The organism is Pseudomonas flavocrustae (assembly GCF_029872515.1).
GTDB classification, from domain to species: Bacteria; Pseudomonadota; Gammaproteobacteria; order Pseudomonadales; family Pseudomonadaceae; genus Chryseomonas; species Chryseomonas aestiva.
The window spans coordinates 120,796-138,933 of the sequence record NZ_JAPDIQ010000008.1 but is presented as its reverse complement, the minus strand read 5'-3'; the positions used below and the strand labels follow the sequence as shown (position 1 = coordinate 138,933).

Annotated in this window: 19 protein-coding genes and 1 pseudogene; 9 read left to right on the top strand and 11 right to left on the bottom strand. The window is 66.0% G+C overall.

Going from position 1 to position 18,138, the window contains the following annotated elements; all coding sequences use genetic code 11:
* The first annotated feature begins 9 nt into the window (after positions 1–9).
* Both OMP44_RS18145 and OMP44_RS18140 read left to right on the top strand, forming a co-directional pair.
* On the top strand, positions 10–459 hold the full coding sequence (locus tag OMP44_RS18145) for a GNAT family N-acetyltransferase (RefSeq protein WP_280310159.1): 450 nt from the start codon (positions 10–12) through the stop codon (positions 457–459).
* A complete protein-coding gene (locus OMP44_RS18140; RefSeq protein WP_273860997.1) occupies positions 456–1,127 on the top strand; it encodes a GNAT family N-acetyltransferase in 672 nt (223 codons plus the stop codon). Before OMP44_RS18145 ends, OMP44_RS18140 begins: the two co-directional genes overlap by 4 nt.
* Positions 1,128–1,131: 4 nt before the next feature.
* Here OMP44_RS18140 and OMP44_RS18135 read toward each other — a convergent pair whose 3' ends face one another.
* From OMP44_RS18135 to OMP44_RS18110, 6 genes are all read right to left on the bottom strand, one after another.
* The gene (locus OMP44_RS18135; RefSeq protein WP_007160094.1) at positions 1,132–1,566 is read right to left on the bottom strand and encodes a CBS domain-containing protein; all 435 of its coding nucleotides are present in this window, start codon (positions 1,564–1,566) and stop codon (positions 1,132–1,134) included.
* Between the two features lie 66 nt (positions 1,567–1,632).
* Positions 1,633–2,478: a metal ABC transporter permease gene (locus tag OMP44_RS18130; protein ID WP_280310155.1), complete on the bottom strand. Its 846-nt coding sequence runs from the start codon at positions 2,476–2,478 to the stop codon at positions 1,633–1,635.
* Entirely contained in the window at positions 2,478–3,332 is an 855-nt protein-coding gene (locus tag OMP44_RS18125) for a metal ABC transporter permease (RefSeq protein ID WP_187980737.1), read from the bottom strand. Before OMP44_RS18125 ends, OMP44_RS18130 begins: the two co-directional genes overlap by 1 nt.
* Positions 3,332–4,093, bottom strand: coding sequence for a metal ABC transporter ATP-binding protein (locus tag OMP44_RS18120; RefSeq protein ID WP_187980738.1), 762 nt, complete (start codon positions 4,091–4,093; stop codon positions 3,332–3,334). The genes OMP44_RS18125 and OMP44_RS18120 overlap by 1 nt, the downstream gene beginning before the upstream one ends.
* Positions 4,090–4,983, bottom strand: coding sequence for a metal ABC transporter substrate-binding protein (locus tag OMP44_RS18115; protein ID WP_280310152.1), 894 nt, complete (start codon positions 4,981–4,983; stop codon positions 4,090–4,092). The genes OMP44_RS18120 and OMP44_RS18115 overlap by 4 nt, the downstream gene beginning before the upstream one ends.
* 197 nt (positions 4,984–5,180) lie before the next feature.
* Entirely contained in the window at positions 5,181–5,312 is a 132-nt protein-coding gene (locus OMP44_RS18110) for a hypothetical protein (RefSeq protein WP_256664437.1), read from the bottom strand.
* A 135-nt stretch (positions 5,313–5,447) separates the two neighbouring features.
* Here OMP44_RS18110 and OMP44_RS18105 point away from each other — a divergent pair, with 135 nt between their 5' ends.
* The 3 genes and pseudogenes from OMP44_RS18105 to OMP44_RS18095 all read left to right on the top strand — a co-directional run bounded on the left by OMP44_RS18105 (position 5,448) and on the right by OMP44_RS18095 (position 6,885).
* Positions 5,448–6,005: an NAD(P)/FAD-dependent oxidoreductase gene (locus OMP44_RS18105; RefSeq protein ID WP_280310149.1), complete on the top strand. Its 558-nt coding sequence runs from the start codon at positions 5,448–5,450 to the stop codon at positions 6,003–6,005.
* A 12-nt stretch (positions 6,006–6,017) separates the two neighbouring features.
* Positions 6,018–6,467 (top strand): annotated as a pseudogene (locus tag OMP44_RS18100) (SDR family oxidoreductase); the annotation flags it as partial.
* Between the two features lie 103 nt (positions 6,468–6,570).
* Positions 6,571–6,885, top strand: a complete 315-nt coding sequence (locus OMP44_RS18095) for an SDR family oxidoreductase (protein WP_280310348.1) — start codon at positions 6,571–6,573, stop codon at positions 6,883–6,885.
* Positions 6,886–6,942: 57 nt separating this feature from the next.
* Here the strand turns inward: OMP44_RS18095 and oadA are convergent, their stop codons facing one another.
* Both oadA and OMP44_RS18085 read right to left on the bottom strand, forming a co-directional pair.
* Positions 6,943–8,748 carry a sodium-extruding oxaloacetate decarboxylase subunit alpha gene (gene oadA, locus OMP44_RS18090; RefSeq protein WP_280310147.1) on the bottom strand — a complete coding sequence of 602 codons (1,806 nt, stop codon included), beginning with the start codon at positions 8,746–8,748 and terminating at the stop codon, positions 6,943–6,945.
* 13 nt (positions 8,749–8,761) lie between these two features.
* A complete protein-coding gene (locus OMP44_RS18085; RefSeq protein WP_158890719.1) occupies positions 8,762–10,177 on the bottom strand; it encodes an acetyl-CoA carboxylase biotin carboxylase subunit in 1,416 nt (471 codons plus the stop codon).
* 138 nt (positions 10,178–10,315) lie between these two features.
* Here OMP44_RS18085 and OMP44_RS18080 point away from each other — a divergent pair, with 138 nt between their 5' ends.
* Positions 10,316–11,290, top strand: a complete 975-nt coding sequence (locus tag OMP44_RS18080; RefSeq protein WP_280310339.1) for a LysR family transcriptional regulator — start codon at positions 10,316–10,318, stop codon at positions 11,288–11,290.
* Here the strand turns inward: OMP44_RS18080 and OMP44_RS18075 are convergent.
* Positions 11,220–11,441: a PA3496 family putative envelope integrity protein gene (locus OMP44_RS18075; protein WP_081594569.1), complete on the bottom strand. Its 222-nt coding sequence runs from the start codon at positions 11,439–11,441 to the stop codon at positions 11,220–11,222. The genes OMP44_RS18080 and OMP44_RS18075 overlap by 71 nt on opposite strands.
* Positions 11,442–11,515: 74 nt before the next feature.
* On the bottom strand, positions 11,516–12,385 hold the full coding sequence (gene hexR / locus OMP44_RS18070) for a transcriptional regulator HexR (protein WP_017639169.1): 870 nt from the start codon (positions 12,383–12,385) through the stop codon (positions 11,516–11,518).
* Positions 12,386–12,725: 340 nt separating this feature from the next.
* Here hexR and OMP44_RS18065 point away from each other — a divergent pair, with 340 nt between their 5' ends.
* The 3 genes from OMP44_RS18065 to OMP44_RS18055 all read left to right on the top strand — a co-directional run bounded on the left by OMP44_RS18065 (position 12,726) and on the right by OMP44_RS18055 (position 15,977).
* Positions 12,726–13,244 (top strand): Hcp family type VI secretion system effector, encoded by a 519-nt coding sequence (locus tag OMP44_RS18065; RefSeq protein WP_017639168.1) that lies wholly within the window; start codon positions 12,726–12,728, stop codon positions 13,242–13,244.
* Positions 13,245–13,377: 133 nt separating this feature from the next.
* The gene (gene uvrD, locus OMP44_RS18060) at positions 13,378–15,546 is read left to right on the top strand and encodes a DNA helicase II (protein ID WP_273860989.1); all 2,169 of its coding nucleotides are present in this window, start codon (positions 13,378–13,380) and stop codon (positions 15,544–15,546) included.
* Between the two features lie 2 nt (positions 15,547–15,548).
* Entirely contained in the window at positions 15,549–15,977 is a 429-nt protein-coding gene (locus OMP44_RS18055; RefSeq protein ID WP_273860988.1) for an EamA family transporter, read from the top strand.
* A gap of 180 nt (positions 15,978–16,157) precedes the next feature.
* Here the strand turns inward: OMP44_RS18055 and OMP44_RS18050 are convergent, their stop codons facing one another.
* Positions 16,158–17,918 carry a cation:proton antiporter gene (locus OMP44_RS18050; protein WP_280310139.1) on the bottom strand — a complete coding sequence of 587 codons (1,761 nt, stop codon included), beginning with the start codon at positions 17,916–17,918 and terminating at the stop codon, positions 16,158–16,160.
* Positions 17,919–18,138 lie beyond the last annotated feature (220 nt).

Sequence of the window (18,138 nt, the reverse complement as noted above, 5' to 3'; positions counted from 1 at the left end):
GAGCCACCCATGACCATCCGCCCCCTGAGCGAAGCCGATCACGCCGTCTGGCACGCGTTGTGGCAGGCCTACCTGGCCTTCTACGAGACCCGGCTGCCGGAAACCACCTATGCCCGCACCTGGCAACGGCTGCTTGACCCCGCCCAGCCCCTGCACGGCGCCCTGGCCTGGGACAGCGAGCGCCCCCTGGGCCTGGTGCACTTCATCTATCACCCGTCCTGCTGGACCGAAACCGACTACTGCTACCTGCAGGATCTCTATGTCGCCGAGGATCACCGCGGCGGCGGCCTGGGCCGCGCCCTGATCGAGCACGTCTATGCCCGCGCCGCAGCGGACGGCTGCGACCGGGTGCACTGGCTGACCCAGGAGACCAACTACCCGGGGCGTCAGCTCTATGATCGCATCGCCACCCGCTCCGGTTTCATCCAGTACCGCCACCTGCTAGGAGACAGACCATGACCCCTCTCGACTGGACCCCGGCCCTTCCGCCCCAGCCCCGCTTGCTGCAGGGTCGCCATGTACGCCTGGAACCCCTGAACCCTCAGCGCCACGGCGACGATCTCTGGGAGGCCCTGCACGACCAGGACCCGGCCCTGTGGGACTATCTGCCCTATGGCCCCTTCACCGAGCGGGCGGTCTTCGACAGCTGGCTGGCGGGCCTGGCCCAGGGGCGCGATCCCTTGTTCTACGTTGTGGTGGATCCCCACCATGGCCGCGCCCTGGGACAACTCAGCCTGATGAGCATCGTCCCCGAACACGGCAGCATCGAGATCGGCCATGTCGCCTTTGGCGGGCGCCTGCAGCGAACGCCCCTGGCCACCGAAGCCTTCTATCTGCTGATGCAGGAAGCCTTCGCCCTCGGCTATCGGCGCCTGGAGTGGAAGTGCGACGATGCCAATGCCCGCTCGAAACGCGCGGCCGAACGGCTGGGCATGCGCCATGAGGGGCTGTTCCGGCAGCACCGGGTGGTCAAGGGCCGCAACCGCGATACCGCCTGGTTCAGCCTGCTGGATCACGAATGGCCAACGGTGGACGCCGGCTTCCGGCACTGGCTGGCGGCGGAGAATTTCGACGCCGAAGGGCGCCAGCTGAGCGCCCTGGCTGTAAGCGCCGGACGGACCGGCTGACCCGTCACTCGCCGCGGATATAACCCTCCAGATGGCGAATCAGCTCCGCCTGCTGGACGGTGGTGGCCTTGACCAGATCGCCGATGGACAGCAGCCCGATCAGCTTGCCGTTGCCCATCACCGGCAGGTGGCGCAGGTGGTGGTCGGTCATCATCTGCATGCAGTCGCCCACGGTCTGCTGCGGCAGCACGATGATGACCGCCTCGGTCATGATCTCGCTGACCGGGGTCGCATAGGAGGAACGTCCCTGCAGGGCCACCTTGCGCGCATAGTCGCGCTCGCTGACGATGCCCACCAGCTCGCCGTCGCGCATCACCGGCAGCGCCCCGACGTTCTTTTCCGCCATCAGCCGCAGGGCGTCGAGCACCCAGGCGTCGGGGGCGATGGTGTAGACGTCCTGCTGGGTCTTCAGGGCGAGCAACTGGGCGACGGTTTTCATTGTGGTTCTCCTGAGGTAAGGCGAGCGTGACCGGAAACGCCTGGCAGGGCCGGTCAGCCGATTACATCAGGCCACCTGAACGCCCTTGTCGCCCGAACGACGTCGATCCCGCCACAGGCGCCATGCCAGGGCCAACAGGAAACCGGCCGTCAGCAACACCACCAGGGTGGGCGCCGGCGCGCTGTCCCAGACCAGGCTCAGCAGCACCCCGCCCAGGGCCGCCGTCACGGCCAGCGCCGTGGCCACCAGCAGCATCCAGCCAAAGGAGCGGGTCAGCAGGAAGGCGGTGGCGCCGGGGGCGATCAACAGCGCCACCACTGGCACCATGCCCACCGCCTGCAGGGCGCCGACCACGGTCAGGGCGATCAGGCCGAGCAGGCCGTAGTGCAGCAGCCCTACCCGCAGGCCCAGGGCCCGTGCCTGGGCCGCATCGAAGGCCAGCACCAGCAGGTCGCGCCAGCGACAGGCCAGCGCCAGCACCACCAGGCCGGCGATCACCGCCATCTGCCAGAAGGCCTCCGGGGTCACCCCCAGCAGGTCGCCGAGCAGGATGTGGTCCAGGTGCAGCTCGGTGGGCAGCCTGGCGTGCAGCACCAGGCCCAGGCCGAACATGCCGGAAAAGACCACGCCCATCAGACTGTCCTGCTTTACCCGGCTGTGCCGCTTGAGATAGCCGGTGGCCAGGGCGCAGCCCAGTCCCGCGACAAAGGCGCCCGCCACCAGCGGCGCGCCCAGCGCCGACGCCAGCACCAGGCCGGGAAACACCGCGTGGGCAATGGCATCGCCCAGCAGCGCCCAGCCCTTGAGCACCAGAAAGCAGGACAGCAGTGCCGCGGGCACCGCCACCAGCACGGCCATCAGCAGTGCCTGGCGCATGAAGTCGACTTCCAGGGTCAGCCACAGCCAGTCCATCAGCCCGCCTCCGCCGTCTGCCGCGCCCGCCGGCGGTTGGCCAGCAGGCCGTGACGCGGCGCCAGGACGAAGGCCAGCAGGAAGATCAGGGTCTGCAAGACCACCACGCAGCCACCGGTGGCGCCGTCGAGGAAGTAGCTTAAATAGGTGCCCAGCAGCCCGCTGCCGACGCCGATGGCGACGCTGATCAGCACCACCCGGGAGAAGCGGTCGCTGAGCAGATAGGCCGTCGCCCCCGGCGTCACCACCAGGGCGATGACCAGGAAGGCGCCCACTGTCTGCATCGCCGCCACGGTGCTCAGTGCCAGCAGGGTGAAGAACAGCAGTCGGTATGCCGTGGGATTGAGGCCGCAGGCACGCGCCTGGCCCTCGTCGAAGAACACCAGCAGCAGATCGCGCCACTTGAGCAGCAAAACCAGCAGGGAGAGGGTGGCGATGATCAGCAGCTGGCGACTGGCCTCGGGGGTGATGGCCAGGATGTTGCCGAAGACGATGGTCTGGATGTCCACCGCGACCGGCGCCAGCGAGACCAGGAACAACCCGCCGCCAAAGAAGGCGCTGAAGATCAGCCCGATGATGACGTCTTCCTTGAGCCGGGTGTATTGCCGCAGACCGAGCATGGCCCCGGCCGCCGCGCCACCGGCGAGAAAGGCGCCGAGGGCCAGCGGCAGGCCGAGCAGATAGGCGCCGGCCACGCCGGGCACCACGGCATGGGACAGGGCATCGCCGATCAGCGACCAGCCCTTGAGCATCAGGAAGGCGGAAAGGAAGGCACACAGCCCGCCCACCAGCGCCGCCGCGCCCAGGGCGTTTCTCATGTAGCCGTAGGCCAGGGGTTCCAGCAGCCCTTCCATCAGGCACGCTCCCGGCGCCGCGGCGCCGCCTGGCCCGCCTCGAACAGGCGCAGCGCGCCGCCAAAGGTGCGTTCCAGATTTTCCCGGGTAAAGACCTCGGCCGTCGGTCCCTGGGCCAGCACGGTGCGATCAAGCAATACGGTGCGGTCGCAGAAGCGCTCGATGCTGGCCAGATCATGGGTCGACACCAGCATCGAGCGACCCTCGCCGCGCAGGGCCTGGAGCAATTCGATGATGGCGCGCTCGGAGGTGGCGTCCACCCCGGTGAAGGGTTCGTCCAGCAGGATCACCCGGCTGTCCTGGGCCAGGGCGCGCGCGAGGAAGACCCGCTTCTTCTGGCCGCCGGAGAGTTCGCCGATCTGCCGCTTGCGCAACTCGGTCAGCCCCACCCGGGCCAGGGCGGCGTCCACCGCCTGATGATCGGCGGCGCGGGCCAGGCGCAGGAAATTCATGCGGCCATAGCGACCCATGAGCACCACGTCTTCCACCCGCACCGGAAAGTCCCAGTCCACGTCTTCGCTCTGGGGGACGTAGGCGACGAGGTTGCGCTTGAGCGCCTGGGCCACCGGCAGGTCATCGACCCGTACCTGGCCAGTGCGCAGGGGCACGAAACCCATGATCGCCTTGAACAGCGTCGACTTGCCGCTGCCATTGACGCCCACCAGGGCGGTGATGGAGCCGCCGGGCACCACCAGACTGGCGTCGCGCAGGGCGGTGTGGCCATTGCGATAGGTCACGCCGACCCCGTCGAGGGCGATCATGGCGCCAGCCCCTTGACCAGGGTTTCGGTGGTGACCCGCAGCAGGTCGAGATAGGTGGGCACCGGTCCCTCGGCGGCGCTTAGGGAATCCACATAGAGCACCCCACCGTAGCGGGCGCCGCTCTCCCGTGCCACCTGCTCGGCCGGGGCGGCGGAAACCGTGCTTTCGCTGAACACCGCCGGAATCCGCTCGGCGCGTACCGTCTCGATCACCCGGCGGACCTGCTGCGGCGTGCCCTGGGCATCGGCGTTGATCGGCCAGAGATAGAGCTCCCTGAGCCCCAGGTCGCGCGCCAGGTAGCTGAAGGCGCCCTCACTGGACACCAGCCAGCGTCGCTGTTCGGGAATCGCCTGCAGCTGCTGGCGCAGGGGTTCGAGGGTGGCGGTGATGCGCGTCTTGTAGGCCTCGGCGTTGCGCCGGTAGGTGTCGGCCTGGCCCGGGTCATGCGCCACCAGGGCATCGCGGATGTTGTCGACGTAGATCAGTGCTGCCCGGGGCGACATCCAGGCATGGGGATTGGGCTTGCCGGCATAGGGGCCCTGGGCGATGGCGATGGGCTCGACGCCCCGCGAGACCACCGCGCTGGGCACGTCCTTCATGCGGCTGAAGAAGCGCTCGAACCAGAGCTCCAGATTCAGGCCGTTCCACAGCATCAGCTGGGCATCGCGTGTCTTGAGCAGATCGCCCGGGGTGGACTGGTAGTTGTGGATCTCGGCGCCGGGCTTGGTGATGGATTCCACCCGTGCGGCATCACCAGCCACATTGCGCGCCATGTCGGCGATCACCGTGAAGGTGGTGACTACCTTGAACGGCTCCGCGGCCTGGGCGGCGTTGCCCAGCAGCACTCCCAGCAGACCCGCCAGGGTCCAGCGTCTCGTCTTCTCCAGCATCCGGCCCGCCTCTCGGTGGTTATAGCCTTGGCTAAATTAGATAGCACAACCTATCAGAGGTGCAGGGAGACTTTGTAACCTGGGATGAGAGGGGTCCAAGACAGAGACGAACAGGGGGAAGGTGCCTCGCCCAAGACGCAACGGAGGCACTGATGAAGGGGGCAGAGGCCGCCCGGCCCCTGCCTGATCGGCAGGGATCAGTGCGCGGCGTGGACCGTCATGCCGCGAGAGCGCTCGGGCTGGGTCTCCAGTGGGCGACGTTCGGCGTGCCCGTCGAGCAGCTTGTCCAGCAGACCACGCAGGGCGCGTTTCTTGAGATCTTTCAGCATCGCGAATCCTCCCGGGATCGTTATAGCCTTGGCTATATTAAATAGCAGACCCTATCGAGAGGTGTTAGTGCTTTTTCTCAATCAGATAAATAGAGGCGCCCTAAACAGCAGGCGCTAGCGCGCTCGGACGTGCTGTTGCACCATCTGCAGCACGGCAACATCCAGGCGCGTCCGGACATCGCCCACTTCGAGGGCGACCAGGTGGTGTTTCGCGATGGCAGCCGGGAGAGTCTCGACCTGGTGCTCTATGCCACCGGCTATCGCTGGAGTTGCCGCTACGCTGCCGACTACTTCACCTGGCAGCACGGCCGGCCGCAGCTCTACCTGTCCATCTTCAGTCGCGAGCACCGCAACCTGTTCGGCATCGGCTACCTGGAGACCAATTCCAGCGCCTACAAGCTGTTCGACCAGGAAGCCCACCTGATCGCCTGCCACCTGGCCGACCAGCTGCAACGGCCGCACCAGGCGCGCGAATTCCAGGCGCTGATCCAGCAGGACGATCCAGACCTCTCCGGCGGCATCCGCTTCGTCGACTCGCCGCGCCACGCCGTCTACCTGGAGGTGCACGCCCTGCAGACCTACCTGCGCCAGCTGCGCCGCCGGCTGGGCTGGAGCGACCTGACCCCGGGCTATTTCGATCCCCTGCGCCAGGCGCCCGAGCCGCTTCCGGCCAGCCTGGCCACCCCGTCCTGAGCGAGCCTGCCCATGAGCGACGTCATCCTGATCACCGGTGCCGCTGGCGGCATTGGTCAATGCCTGGCGCGGCAACTCAGCCACCGGCCCGTCCAGTTGGTCCTGGTGGACCGCGACGCCAGGGGCCTGGCCGCCCTGCGCGCCGAACTGGGCGAAGCCACCCTGACCTACGCCGCCGATCTCTGCGACGAAGACCAGCTCGCCGCCCTGATCGACTTTGTCCAGCAGCGCTGCGGTCGCCTCGACGCCCTGGTCAACAACGCCGCCATCGTTCGCGTCGGCCCCCTGACCGAACGCAGTCCGACCAGCATTCGCCAGGAGCTCGACATCAACCTGCTGGCGCCCCTGCTGCTCGCGCGCCTGGCCATCCCCCTGCTCAGGCGCTCGACCAATGCCCGGCTGGTCACCACCGTATCCCTGGCGGGCATCTTTCCCACCCCGGAGAGCCCCGTCTATTGCGCCAGCAAGTTCGGCCTGCGCGGCGCCATGCTCGCCCTGGCCCAGGATCTCGCGCCCCAGGGGCATCCGCGTCTGCTGTGTCCTGCCGTCGGCCACCGACACCCCGATGCTGCGCCACGAAGCCATCGCCGGCGGCAATGCCCTGCAATTCATGGATCCGCCCCAGTCGCCCGAGACGGTGGCGCGGCTGCTGGTCCGGGTGCTGGATCGACCGCGGCTGGAAAGCGCCCCGCGCGCCGGCGAACTCTGGCTGAGCCGGCTGGCGATGCTGGTCCCCGACCTGCTGCCGCGCGTCTTGCCGTTCTTTCAGCGTCGCGGCGAACGCGGTCTGCGCCGCTATCTCAGCGACCTGGAGCAGCGCGGCCTGGCCGAACGCCACGAGGGCGCCTGGCGCCTGCGCCCGGACGACCGGCCCGACTAGCCCGCCGGCGGAAACAAAAAAAGGGGCCCGAGGGCCCCAAGGGAAATCGAAGTGATCTCAGCCTTCGATTTCGATCAACACCTCGCCCGGATTGACCCGGTCGCCCTTGGCCACCCGTACCGCGGTGACGGTGCCGGCGATGGGGGACTGGATCTCGGTTTCCATCTTCATGGCTTCGGTGACCAGCACGCCCTGCCCGGCCTTGACCTGATCACCCTCCTTGACCAGCACCTCGACGATGTTGCCCGGCATGGTGGTGCTGACGTCGCCCGGACGCTCCGCCTGACGGCGTCGTTGGCCGCCCTCGGCGACGAACTCACCGCTGGCTTCGAACACCACCTCTTCCGGCACCCCGTCGATGGACAGGTAGAAGTGCCGCTTGCCCTCGCTCTTGAGGCCGATACCGGTGATGTCCACCTGATAGGTCTCGCCATGCACGTCGACGCTGAACGCGGTCGGCACGCCCTGGCCACCCACCGCGGCCACGCCATCGGCCGACGGCATGGGCAGCAGGGCTTCCGGCACCAGGATCCCGGCGGCGCGCTCCTCGAGGAACTTGCGCCCGATGTCGGGGAACATGGCGAAGGTCATCACGTCCTCTTCGCTCTTGGCCAAGTCGCCGATCTCGGCACGCAGTCGCGCCAGCTCGGGGCTGAGCAGATCGGCCGGACGCACCTCGATCACCTCTTCCTGGCCAATGGCCTGCTTGCGCAGCTGCTCGCAGATGGCGCCCGGTGCCTTGCCGTAGCGGCCCTGCAGATAGAGCTTCACCTCGTTGGTGATGGTCTTGTAGCGCTCGCCGGCCAGCACGTTGAAGAAGGCCTGGGTGCCGACGATCTGCGAGGTCGGGGTCACCAGGGGCGGGTAGCCCAGGTCCTTGCGTACCCGCGGGATCTCTTCCAGCACCTCGTTCATGCGATTGAGGGCGCCCTGCTCGCGCAACTGGTTGGCCAGGTTGGAGATCATGCCGCCCGGTACCTGGTTGACCTGTACCCGGGTGTCGACCCCGGTGAATTCACTCTCGAACTGGTGGTACTTCTTGCGCACCGCATGGAAGTACAGGCCGATCTCCTGCAGCAGTTCCAGGTTCAGGCCGGTGTCGTAGGGCGTGTCGCGCAGGGCCGCGACCATGGACTCGGTCCCCGGGTGGCTGGTGCCCCAGGCCAGGCTGGAGATCGCCGTGTCGATGCGATCGGCGCCGTTTTCCACCGCCTTGAGCTGGCACATGGCGGCCACCCCGGCGGTGTCGTGGGAGTGCACCACCACGTCCAGGCTCAGGGCCGCCTTGAGCGCCTTGACCAGTTCGCCGGTGGCATAGGGCGTCAGCAGACCGGCCATGTCCTTGATGGCGATGGAGTCCACGCCCAGGTCGGCCATGCGCCGCGCCTGCTCGACGAAGGCCGCCACCGTGTGCACCGGGCTGGTGGTGTAGCAGAGGGTGCCCTGGGCATGCTTGCCGCTGGCCTTGACCGCGCGGATGGCGGTTTCCAGGTTACGCACATCGTTCATGGCATCGAAGATGCGGAAGACGTCGGTGCCATTGGCCGCGGCGCGCTCGACGAAGGCCTCGACCACGTCATCGCTGTAGTGCCGGTAGCCGAGCAGGTTCTGGCCGCGCAGCAGCATCTGGAGCCGGGTGTTGGGCAGGGCCTGGCGCAACTGGCGCAGGCGCTCCCAGGGATCTTCCTTGAGGAAGCGCACGCAGGCGTCGAAGGTGGCGCCGCCCCAGACTTCCAGCGACCAGTAGCCGACCTGGTCGAGCTTGGCGCAGATCGGCAGCATGTCTTCGGTGCGCATGCGGGTCGCCAGCAGCGATTGGTGGGCGTCGCGCAGGATGGTGTCGGTGATCTGGATGCTTTTCATTGTTCTGTCGTCCTTACAGACCGGCGTGGGCGGCGATGGCGGCGGCGATGGCGATGGCCAGGTGCGTCGGGTTGCGCTTGATCGAGTACTGGGTCAGCTCCGGATGGCTTTCCACGAAGCTGGTGTTAAAGCGCCCGCTGCGAAATTCCGGATCGCGCAGGATGGCCTGGTAATAGGGTGCGGTGGTCTTCACCCCCTGCACGCGCATGTCGTCCAGCGCGCGCAGGCCGCGATCCATGGCCTCTTCCCAGGTCAGCGCCCAGACGATCAGCTTGAGGCACATGGAGTCGTAGTACGGCGGGATCACGTAGCCGGTGTAGATGGCCGTGTCGGTGCGCACCCCCGGTCCCCCCGGCGCGTAGTAGCGGGTGATCTTGCCGAAGCTCGGCAGGAAGTTGTTCTTCGGGTCCTCGGCATTGATGCGGAACTGCAGGGCGAAACCGCGGTGCAGGACGTCTTCCTGGGCGAAGGACAGCGGCAGCCCCGAGGCGATGCGGATCTGCTCGCGAACGATGTCGATGCCGGTGATTTCCTCGGTGATGGTGTGCTCCACCTGCACCCGGGTGTTCATCTCCATGAAATACACCTCGCCCTCGGCGAGCAGGAATTCCACGGTACCGGCGTTCTCGTAACCCACCGCCTTGGCCGCGCGTACCGCCAGGTCGCCGATATAGGCGCGCTGCTCGGGGGTCAGCTGAGGGCTGGGCGCGATCTCGATCAGCTTCTGGTTGCGCCGCTGGATGGAGCAGTCACGCTCGAACAGGTGCACGGTATTGCCGTGGCTATCGGCGAGGATCTGCGCCTCGATGTGCTTGGGATTGACGATGCACTTCTCGAGAAACACCTCGGCCGAGCCAAAGGCCTTGGTCGCCTCGGAGATCACCCGCGGATAGGCCTGCTCCAGTTCCTCGCGGGAGTTGCAGCGGCGGATACCGCGACCGCCGCCGCCGGAGGTAGCCTTGAGCATCACCGGGTAACCGATACGATCGCCTTCGCGCAGGGCCTCGGCGATGTCCGCCACGTTGCCCTCGGTGCCAGGGGTGCAGGGCACGCCGGCGGCGATCATGCTGCGCCGCGCCTCGGTCTTGTCGCCCATGCGGCGGATGACCTCGGCGGACGGTCCGATGAAGCGAATGCCGCGCTGGGCGCAGATTTCCGCCAGTTCGGCATTCTCGGAAAGGAAGCCGTAACCGGGATGCAAGGCATCGCAGCCGGTTTCCACGGCAAGGTTCACCAGCTTGCGCGGATTGAGATAACCCTCCAGCGGATCGCTGCCGATCCCATGGGCTTCGTCGGCACGTTTCACGTGGAGCGCTTGGCGATCGGCGTCGGAGTAGACCGCCACCGAGCGAATGCCCATCTCGGCACAGGCACGCACGATGCGCACGGCGATCTCGCCCCGATTGGCGATAAGTATCTTCTTGATCACACCTGGCTCCTTGTCTGCTGCAGCGTGCAGCCGCTTGTTATTGCCGGTGACCTGAAGCTACGCCAGGGCTTCTCTTATGGAAAATAAATAATTGTTGGATACTCCATAAGTCATTCCTTATGGATCTCGCCGATGCCTATGCGCAAGCCATTGATGCGACTCACCTTTCGCCAGTTGCAGGTGTTCGAGGCCGTCTGCGAGGCTCGCTCCTACAGCCGGGCGGCCGACATCATGGCGCTGACCCAGCCGGCGGTGAGCCTGCAGGTGCGTCAGCTCGAAGAGGTGGTGGGCGCACCGCTGTTCAACTACCTCAATCGCACCCTCTACCTCACCGAGGCGGGCGAGGCCCTGCGCCAGACCGGTCGCGATCTCTTCGCCCGGCTGGGCAGCCTGGACATGCAGCTGTCGAATCTGCGCGGCGCCCTGCACGGCCAGCTGCGCCTGGGAGTGGAAAGCAGTGCCCAGTACCTGGCGCCGCACCTGTTCAGCCAGTTCCGCAGCAGCCATCCCCAGGTCGACCTGGCGCTGACCGTGGGCAACCATGCCCGGGTGTTGCGTCGATTGACGGAGAATCGCGAAGACGTGGCACTGATGTCCGGGGTGCCGAGCAACGCGGACCTGGATTTCCTGCCACTGCTGGACAATGCCATCGTCGCCGTGGCGCGTCCCGGCCATGCCCTGGCCGAACGCAACGGCCTCAGCCTGCGCGATCTGACGGCCTATCCGCTGCTGGTGCGAGAGGTCGGTTCAGGCACGCGCCAGGCCTGCGAGGACTATCTCAAGCAGAAGCGCGCGCACTTCGCCGAACAGCTGGAGATCGGTGCCTTCGAAGCGCAACGCGAGGCGGTCCGCGCCGGACTCGGGCTGGCGCTGCTGCCGCGCCAGGCCATTCGCAGCGATCTCGCCGCCGGCAGCCTGGTCGAGCTGGACGTCGCCGAGCTGCCGTTGCGCCGGTCCTGGTGCGTGGTCCAGGTACGCGGCAAGCCGCTGTCGCCAGTGGCCCAGGCCTTCGTCGACTATCTGCGCGGCCAGCGCAGCCTGATCAATGCGTTAGGTATTGCCCTGGAGCCTGCTGCCGGCGCTGGGCCTGGCGTTCGTCCAGCAGCTGATTGAGAAACAGCAGTTCATCGAGTTCCACGGCAAGCCGCTGTTCTTCGGCTCGGGCCTCGATGGCACGGCGGAATTTCATCCGCCGTTGATCCTGTAGCTTTCTGCGAGTCTTGCTGTCGAGACGAACGCTGGATTGCTGGATGAGAGCGGTCATGCCAATTCCTCCGGGCTGGGATCGGAATGGGCAGCTTCACCCCATCAGGTGACGGTTTGGCGACAGCGAGACGACTATTGGGTGTCGCTGTGCTTGGTCGACTTCGACGACAGCCGCAGACTGCGCAGGCTGCGCTTCACGCTCTTGAGATGCTCGACCAGCGCCGGACCACGGGACATGGCCACGCCCATGGCCAGCACATCGATCACCACCAGGTGGGCGATGCGCGAAGTCAGGGGCACATAGATGTCGGTGTCTTCATGCACGTCGATGGCGATGTTGACCGTGGACAGGTCGGCCAGCGGCGTCTGTCCCGGGCAGATGGTGATCAGCGCGGCGCCGTTGTCGCGCACCAGATTGGCGGTGATCAGCAGGTCCTTGGAACGCCCCGACTGGGAGATGCAGATGGCGGCGTCGGACGGCGTCAGGGTCGCCGCCGACATGGCCTGCATGTGCGGATCGGAATAGGCGGTGGCGCTGAGCTGCAGGCGAAAGAACTTGTGCTGGGCGTCGTTGGCCACCGAACCCGAGGCGCCGAAGCCGTAGAACATCACCCGCTGGGCCTTGGCGATCGCCTCGATGGCCGTTTCCAGCGCCCGCATGTCCAGGCGCTCGCGCACGTCCATGAGGGTGTGCAGGGTGGTGTCGAAGATCTTCAGGCTGAAGTCTTCCACCGCGTCGTTCTCGTGGATGGCGAACTGGCCGAAACTGGCCCCCGCCGCCAGGCTCTGCGCCAGGCGCAGCTTGAGATCCTGGAAGCCATCGCAACCGATGGCCCGGCAGAAACGCACGATGGTGGGCTCGCTCACGCCAACGTTGTGGGCGAGATCGGCCATGGAGCTGTGCATGACGGCAGCCGGATCCACCATGACCTGCTCGGCGACCTTGAGCTCCGACTTGCGCAGCAGGTGGCGGGATTGAGCAATGTGTTGCATGAGGTTCACAGGCGTATCTCGTCTAGCGGGCGGATGTAGTGCGTCGCACTTATACTACATAACGGTCGCCAAGGCTCTTGGTCATTACGATTCAGCAGGGTCTTTTTCGCCCTCCCGCCAGCACCAGGTAGTCGCCCGGACAGGCAACTACCTGAGCCCTAGCAGCTTTCGAACCGCTCTGCGCAAGGCCTTGCGCAGATTCCCGAGCAGTGGCGCACAGTAGTCCGGCCCATGTCTTGTAGTCCTTTTACAAGTCACTGATCAGAAAGGACTTTTCGGTTATGGCACGGCCCTTGTTAAGACCTGGTACCCGGGCCATGAAGCCCTATCACCAGGCAAGGAGAGCACCATGCCAACCCCCGCGTATCTGTCCCTCGAAGGCACCAAGCAAGGCCTGATCACCGCCGGCACCTTTACCGAAGACTCGGTCGGCAACATCTTCCAGGAAGGCCACGAAGACCAGATCCTGGTCCAGGCCTTCAATCACCAGGTGATCATTCCCCGCGATCCCCAGTCGGGTCAGCCCACCGGCCAGCGCGTGCACAAGCCGCTGATGATCACCAAGGTCTTCGACAAGGCCTCGCCGCTGATCTTCAACGCCCTCACCTCCGGCGAACGCCTCGGCAAGTGCCGCCTGGAGTGGTACCGCACCTCGGCCACCGGCACCCAGGAGCACTACTTCACCATCGAGCTGGAGGACGCCATCATCGTCGATGTCCAGTCGCGCATGCCCAACTGCCAGGACCCGAGCATGGCGCACTTCACCCACCTGGAAGACGTCTACTTCACCTACCGAAAGATCGTCTGGACCCACGAGGTCTCCGGCACCTCCGGTTCCGATGACTGGCGCTCGCCGATCGCCGCCTGACGCGCCGCTCCCAAGCCTTCCCCTTATCCCCGGCCAGCCCTGCTGGCCGGGGGTTCGGCTGCCCCGCGCCACCCGCCTCGCCTCCCATCCGTCCGGTTTGGCGCTCCTTCTACCGCATCGGTAGAATGCGGCGATGAATGACGACATCTCCCTGCTGCTCAATTCCCTCAACGATGCCCAGCGTCAGGCCGTGGCCGCGCCCCTGGGTCGCCAACTGGTCCTGGCCGGTGCCGGCTCGGGCAAGACCCGGGTGCTGGTGCACCGCATCGCCTGGCTGATCCAGGTCGAGCGCGCCTCGCCGCACTCCATCCTTTCGGTGACCTTCACCAACAAGGCCGCCGCCGAGATGCGCCACCGCATCGAGCAATTGCTCGGCATGAGTCCCCAGGGCATGTGGGTCGGCACCTTCCACGGCCTCGCGCACCGTCTGCTGCGGGCCCACTGGCAGGAAGCGGGGCTGTCGCAGAATTTCCAGATCCTCGACAGCGACGACCAGCAGCGCATCGTCAAGCGGGTGATCCGCGAGCTGGGCCTCGACGAGCAGCGCTGGCCGGCACGCCAGGCGCAGTGGTTCATCAACGGTCAGAAGGACGAAGGCCTGCGGCCGCAGCATATCCAGGCCGCCGGCGATCTCTTCCTCAGCACCATGCGCAGCATCTACGAAGCCTACGAGGCGGCCTGCGCCCGTGCTGGAGTGATCGACTTCTCCGAGCTGCTGCTGCGCGCACTGGATCTGTGGCGCAACAATCCCAGCCTGCTGGAACACTACCAGCGGCGTTTCCAGCATCTCCTAGTCGACGAATTCCAGGACACCAACGCCGTCCAGTACGCCTGGCTCAAGCACCTCGCCCAGAACGGCGCCAGCCTCATGGTGGTGGGCGACGACGACCAGTCCATCTATGGCTGGCGCGGCGCCAAGATCGAGAACATCCAGCAGTTCAACGAGGACTTCTCGGCCGAGATCATCCGCCTGGAGCAGAACTACCGTTCCACCGATACCATTCTCAAGGCCGCCAACGGCCTGATCGCCCACAACTTCGGCCGTCTCGGCAAGGAGCTGTGGACCGATACCGGCGAAGGCGAGGCCATCACCCTCTATGCCAGCTTCAACGAGCACGACGAAGCCCGCTACATCGTCGAAACCATCGAGAGCGAGTTCAAGAAGGGCAGCCGGCGCAGCGAGATGGCGATCCTCTACCGCTCCAACGCCCAGTCGCGGGTGCTGGAAGAGGCGCTGCTGCGCGAGAAGATCCCCTATCGCATCTATGGCGGTCTGAGATTCTTCGAGCGCGCCGAGATCAAGAACGCCATGGCCTACCTGCGGCTGATCCAGCATCGCCATGACGACGCGGCTCTGGAGCGGGTGATCAACGTGCCGCCGCGGGGCATCGGCGAGAAGACCGTGGAGGCGCTGCGCAGCGCGGCCCGGGCGCAGAACACCTCACTGTGGCAGGCGCTGCACGACCTGGTCGGCGCCCGCGCGGTGTCGGGTCGCGCCGCCTCGGCGCTCAACGTCTTCGTCGAGCTGGTTGATACCCTGGCCCTCAAGGCCGAGGACCTGTCCCTGCACAACCTGGTGCAGCAGATCATCGAGCAGACCGGCCTGGTCACCTTCCACAAGGAAGAAAAGGGCGAGAAAGGCCAGGCACGGGTGGAAAACCTGGAAGAACTGGTCAGCGCCGCGCGTTCCTTCGATTTCAGCGGTGACGAGGAGATGACGCCCCTGGCGGCTTTCCTCGACCACGCGGCCCTGGAATCCGGGGACACCCAGGCCGACAGCCACGAAGACAGCGTCCAGCTGATGACCCTGCACAGCGCCAAGGGCCTGGAATTCCCCCTGGTGTTCCTCGCCGGCATGGAGGAAGGGCTGTTTCCGCACAAGATGAGCCTGGAGGAACCCGGCCGTCTGGAAGAGGAACGTCGCCTGGCCTATGTGGGTATCACCCGCGCCATGCGCCGCCTGGTGATGAGCTATGCGGAGACCCGCCGTCTCTACGGCAGCGAGACCTACAACAAGGTGTCGCGCTTCGTCCGCGAGGTACCGGACGGCCTGATCCAGGAGGTGCGCCTGTCCAATGCGGTCAAGCAGCCCTTCGCCGGTAGTCGTCCCAACCTCTTCGCCCAGGCGCCGGTGCCGGAAACCACCTTCAGCCTCGGTCAGCCGGTGCGTCATGCCCTGTTTGGCGAAGGCGTCATCCTCAACTACGAGGGCTCCGGCGCCCATGCCCGGGTGCAGGTCAACTTCAAGTCCGAAGGCAGCAAGTGGCTGATGGTGAGCTACGCCAAGCTCGAACCCCTCTAGCGATGACCGCCTCCTGGCTGTTCTGGGCGCTCCTGGCAGCGGCCTTCGCCGCCCTCACGGCCATCTTCGGCAAGCTGGGCGTGGAACACGTCAACGCCGATTTTGCCACCCTGCTGCGCACCCTGGTGGTCGTGGTTGTCCTGGCGGCCATCGTCCTGGCCACCGGGCAGGCGCAACCCCTGGCCGGCATCGCCGGGCGCAGCTATCTGTTCCTGCTGCTCTCGGGCGTGGCCACCGGCCTGTCCTGGCTGTGCTACTACCGGGCGCTCAAGCTGGGCCCGGCGTCGCTGGTGGCGCCAGTGGACAAGCTGAGCGTGGTGCTGGTGGCGATCTTTGGCGTGGCGCTGCTGGGTGAGCGCCTGGACCTGCGCCAGTGGTGCGGCATCGCCGCCATCGGCGGGGGCGTGCTGCTGCTCGCCTGGCGACCTTGAAGGGGCGCAGGAAAAGGGCCTGACCGCCGGTGGGAGATTGCCGGACGGCAGAAAGCGGCCAAGCCGATTTCCTGCATTGCGCATTCCCTTGCCATCGCCCCGTTCATTCAAACGGGCGACTTAGAGCGATTCTGCCGCGTCGATCCCCAGCCGGCAATGGCAGGATTGCGCAAAAGCGGCCTAATGCTGTCCGCCCTTGTCCTGTTCCAGGGTCTCGATGAAGGCGATCTGCAGCCGCGAATGGACGCGGATGAACCAGCGCCACAGCACCGCGATCACCACCACCGCGACCAGGCCGATCAGCAGCAACAGCTCGCCGCGCGGCAGGATGCTGCTGCTCAGGGCCGCCAGCAGCACCAGGATGCCGGCCAGCGACAGCAGCGGGATCAACTCGCTGACCAGTCGCCGCACCGGCTGCGTATAGCGCCCGGCCTGGTTCTGCCTGACGCTGAGTTCGGCCATCAGCATGGCCAGGGCCTTGAGCTTGCGATAGGCGGCGATCAGGCAGGGCAGCGACAGCAGCAACGCGCCACCCCAGATGCAGGCCTTCTGCAGATCGGGATCGGCGATCCAGGCGCTGAGCCAGCTCGCCAGGCCGCCGGCGAAATAGCCCCCGCCGAGGAAGATGGCGATGACCAGCGACAGGTTGATGCCGATCTGCAGCAGGATGCGCCTCATCATGCCGGCCAAAACCGCCTTCTCGCCCTGGGGCTGGATGCTGCGCAGCCATTCGCCATAGATGCCCAGTACCCGCTGCAGGGGCTGCGGCAGCCAGCGGCCGATCCACAACGCCAGCGGATCGGCGGCCCTGATCAGATAGGGGGTGAGCAGCGTGGTGACCGCCGACACGGCCACCGCCACCGGATAGAGGAAATGGCTGGTGACGCCCAGGGTGATCCCCAGGGTGGCGATGATGAAGGAGAACTCGCCGATCTGCGCCAGACCCATGCCGACCCGCAGCGAAGTCCGGCCGTCGTTGCCGGCGATCAGGGTCCCCAGGCTGCAGGCGAGGATCTTGCCCAGGACCACGGCGACGCTGATCACGGTGATCGGCCAGGCGTATTCCACCAGCACCTTGGGGTCGAGCAGCAGGCCGATGGCGACGAAGAAGATGGCGCTGAACATGTCGCGCAGCGGCTCCACCAGCTTTTCGATCTGCAGCAGCTGGCGCGACTCGGCCATGATGGCGCCGATCAGGAAGGCACCCAGCACCACGCTGTACTCCAGCTTGGCCACCAGCAGGCAGAAGCCGAAGCAGAGTCCCAGCACCGTGATCAGCAGCATCTCGTTGCTTTCGAAGGTGGCCACGTAGGCCAGCAGGCGCGGCACCAGCAGGATGCCGATGACCAGGGCCACGATCATGAACAGACTCAGCTTGCCCAGGGTCGAGGCCACCGCGCCCGGCTCCACCGAGCCGCTCACCGCCAGGCCCGACAGCAGGGCGATGATGCCGATGCCGAGGATGTCCTCGACGATCAGCACGCCAAAGATCTGCTGGGCGAAGCGCTCGTGCTTCATCTTCAGCTCGTTGAGCGCCTTGACGATGATGGTGGTCGAGGAGATGGCCAGGATGGCGCCGAGGAACAGCGAATCCATGTGCGACCAGCCGAACATCTGCCCCACCTGGTAACCCAGCCAGAGCATCAGGCTGATTTCTAGGAAGGCGGCGATGAAGGCCGTGGCGCCCACCCGGAACAGCTTGCGCAGCGAGAATTCCAGACCGAGGCTGAACATCAGGAAGATGACCCCCACCTCGGCGAGGGTCTTGATGCTTTCTTCGTCGTGGATCAGACCGAATGGCGGGGTGTGGGGTCCGATGATGAAGCCGGCGAGGATATAGCCCAGGACCACGGGCTGCTTGAGGCGATGGAAGAGGATGGTCACCACGCCGGCCACCAGCATGATGACGGCCATGTCCTGGATAAAAGCTAGAGCATGCATCGGCCGGGCCCTCCTCTGACGGGCCGGGCACTCTCCCGACACCTGCGCTGACTGGAGACCAAGACTAGCATCTGCAAACTCTTGTGACGGATTTTGCAAAAATCTGTAATAGATTGATGTGCTTGGAAATTTTCAACGGTCGCAGGCACTTGGCGGCCTGCTTCCAGGGAACGCCGACAGGGCAAAATACCGAAACAATTCACGCTGGCTGTACTTGACC

What these genes read in the sequence shown, in the direction of transcription:
- OMP44_RS18140 (WP_273860997.1), top strand. Translation starts at nt 456, where the DNA reads ATGACCCCTCTCGACTGGACCCCGGCCCTTCCGCCCCAGCCCCGCTTG.
- uvrD (WP_273860989.1), top strand. Translation starts at nt 13,378, where the DNA reads ATGAATGACGACATCTCCCTGCTGCTCAATTCCCTCAACGATGCCCAG.
- OMP44_RS18135 (WP_007160094.1), bottom strand. Translation starts at nt 1,566, where the DNA reads ATGAAAACCGTCGCCCAGTTGCTCGCCCTGAAGACCCAGCAGGACGTC.
- OMP44_RS18095 (WP_280310348.1), top strand. Translation starts at nt 6,571, where the DNA reads ATGCTGCGCCACGAAGCCATCGCCGGCGGCAATGCCCTGCAATTCATG.
- OMP44_RS18115 (WP_280310152.1), bottom strand. Translation starts at nt 4,983, where the DNA reads ATGCTGGAGAAGACGAGACGCTGGACCCTGGCGGGTCTGCTGGGAGTG.
- OMP44_RS18065 (WP_017639168.1), top strand. Translation starts at nt 12,726, where the DNA reads ATGCCAACCCCCGCGTATCTGTCCCTCGAAGGCACCAAGCAAGGCCTG.
- OMP44_RS18130 (WP_280310155.1), bottom strand. Translation starts at nt 2,478, where the DNA reads ATGGACTGGCTGTGGCTGACCCTGGAAGTCGACTTCATGCGCCAGGCA.
- OMP44_RS18145 (WP_280310159.1), top strand. Translation starts at nt 10, where the DNA reads ATGACCATCCGCCCCCTGAGCGAAGCCGATCACGCCGTCTGGCACGCG.
- OMP44_RS18050 (WP_280310139.1), bottom strand. Translation starts at nt 17,918, where the DNA reads ATGCATGCTCTAGCTTTTATCCAGGACATGGCCGTCATCATGCTGGTG.
- OMP44_RS18110 (WP_256664437.1), bottom strand. Translation starts at nt 5,312, where the DNA reads ATGCTGAAAGATCTCAAGAAACGCGCCCTGCGTGGTCTGCTGGACAAG.
- OMP44_RS18075 (WP_081594569.1), bottom strand. Translation starts at nt 11,441, where the DNA reads ATGACCGCTCTCATCCAGCAATCCAGCGTTCGTCTCGACAGCAAGACT.
- oadA (WP_280310147.1), bottom strand. Translation starts at nt 8,748, where the DNA reads ATGAAAAGCATCCAGATCACCGACACCATCCTGCGCGACGCCCACCAA.
- OMP44_RS18120 (WP_187980738.1), bottom strand. Translation starts at nt 4,093, where the DNA reads ATGATCGCCCTCGACGGGGTCGGCGTGACCTATCGCAATGGCCACACC.
- OMP44_RS18055 (WP_273860988.1), top strand. Translation starts at nt 15,549, where the DNA reads ATGACCGCCTCCTGGCTGTTCTGGGCGCTCCTGGCAGCGGCCTTCGCC.
- OMP44_RS18125 (WP_187980737.1), bottom strand. Translation starts at nt 3,332, where the DNA reads ATGGAAGGGCTGCTGGAACCCCTGGCCTACGGCTACATGAGAAACGCC.
- OMP44_RS18080 (WP_280310339.1), top strand. Translation starts at nt 10,316, where the DNA reads ATGCGCAAGCCATTGATGCGACTCACCTTTCGCCAGTTGCAGGTGTTC.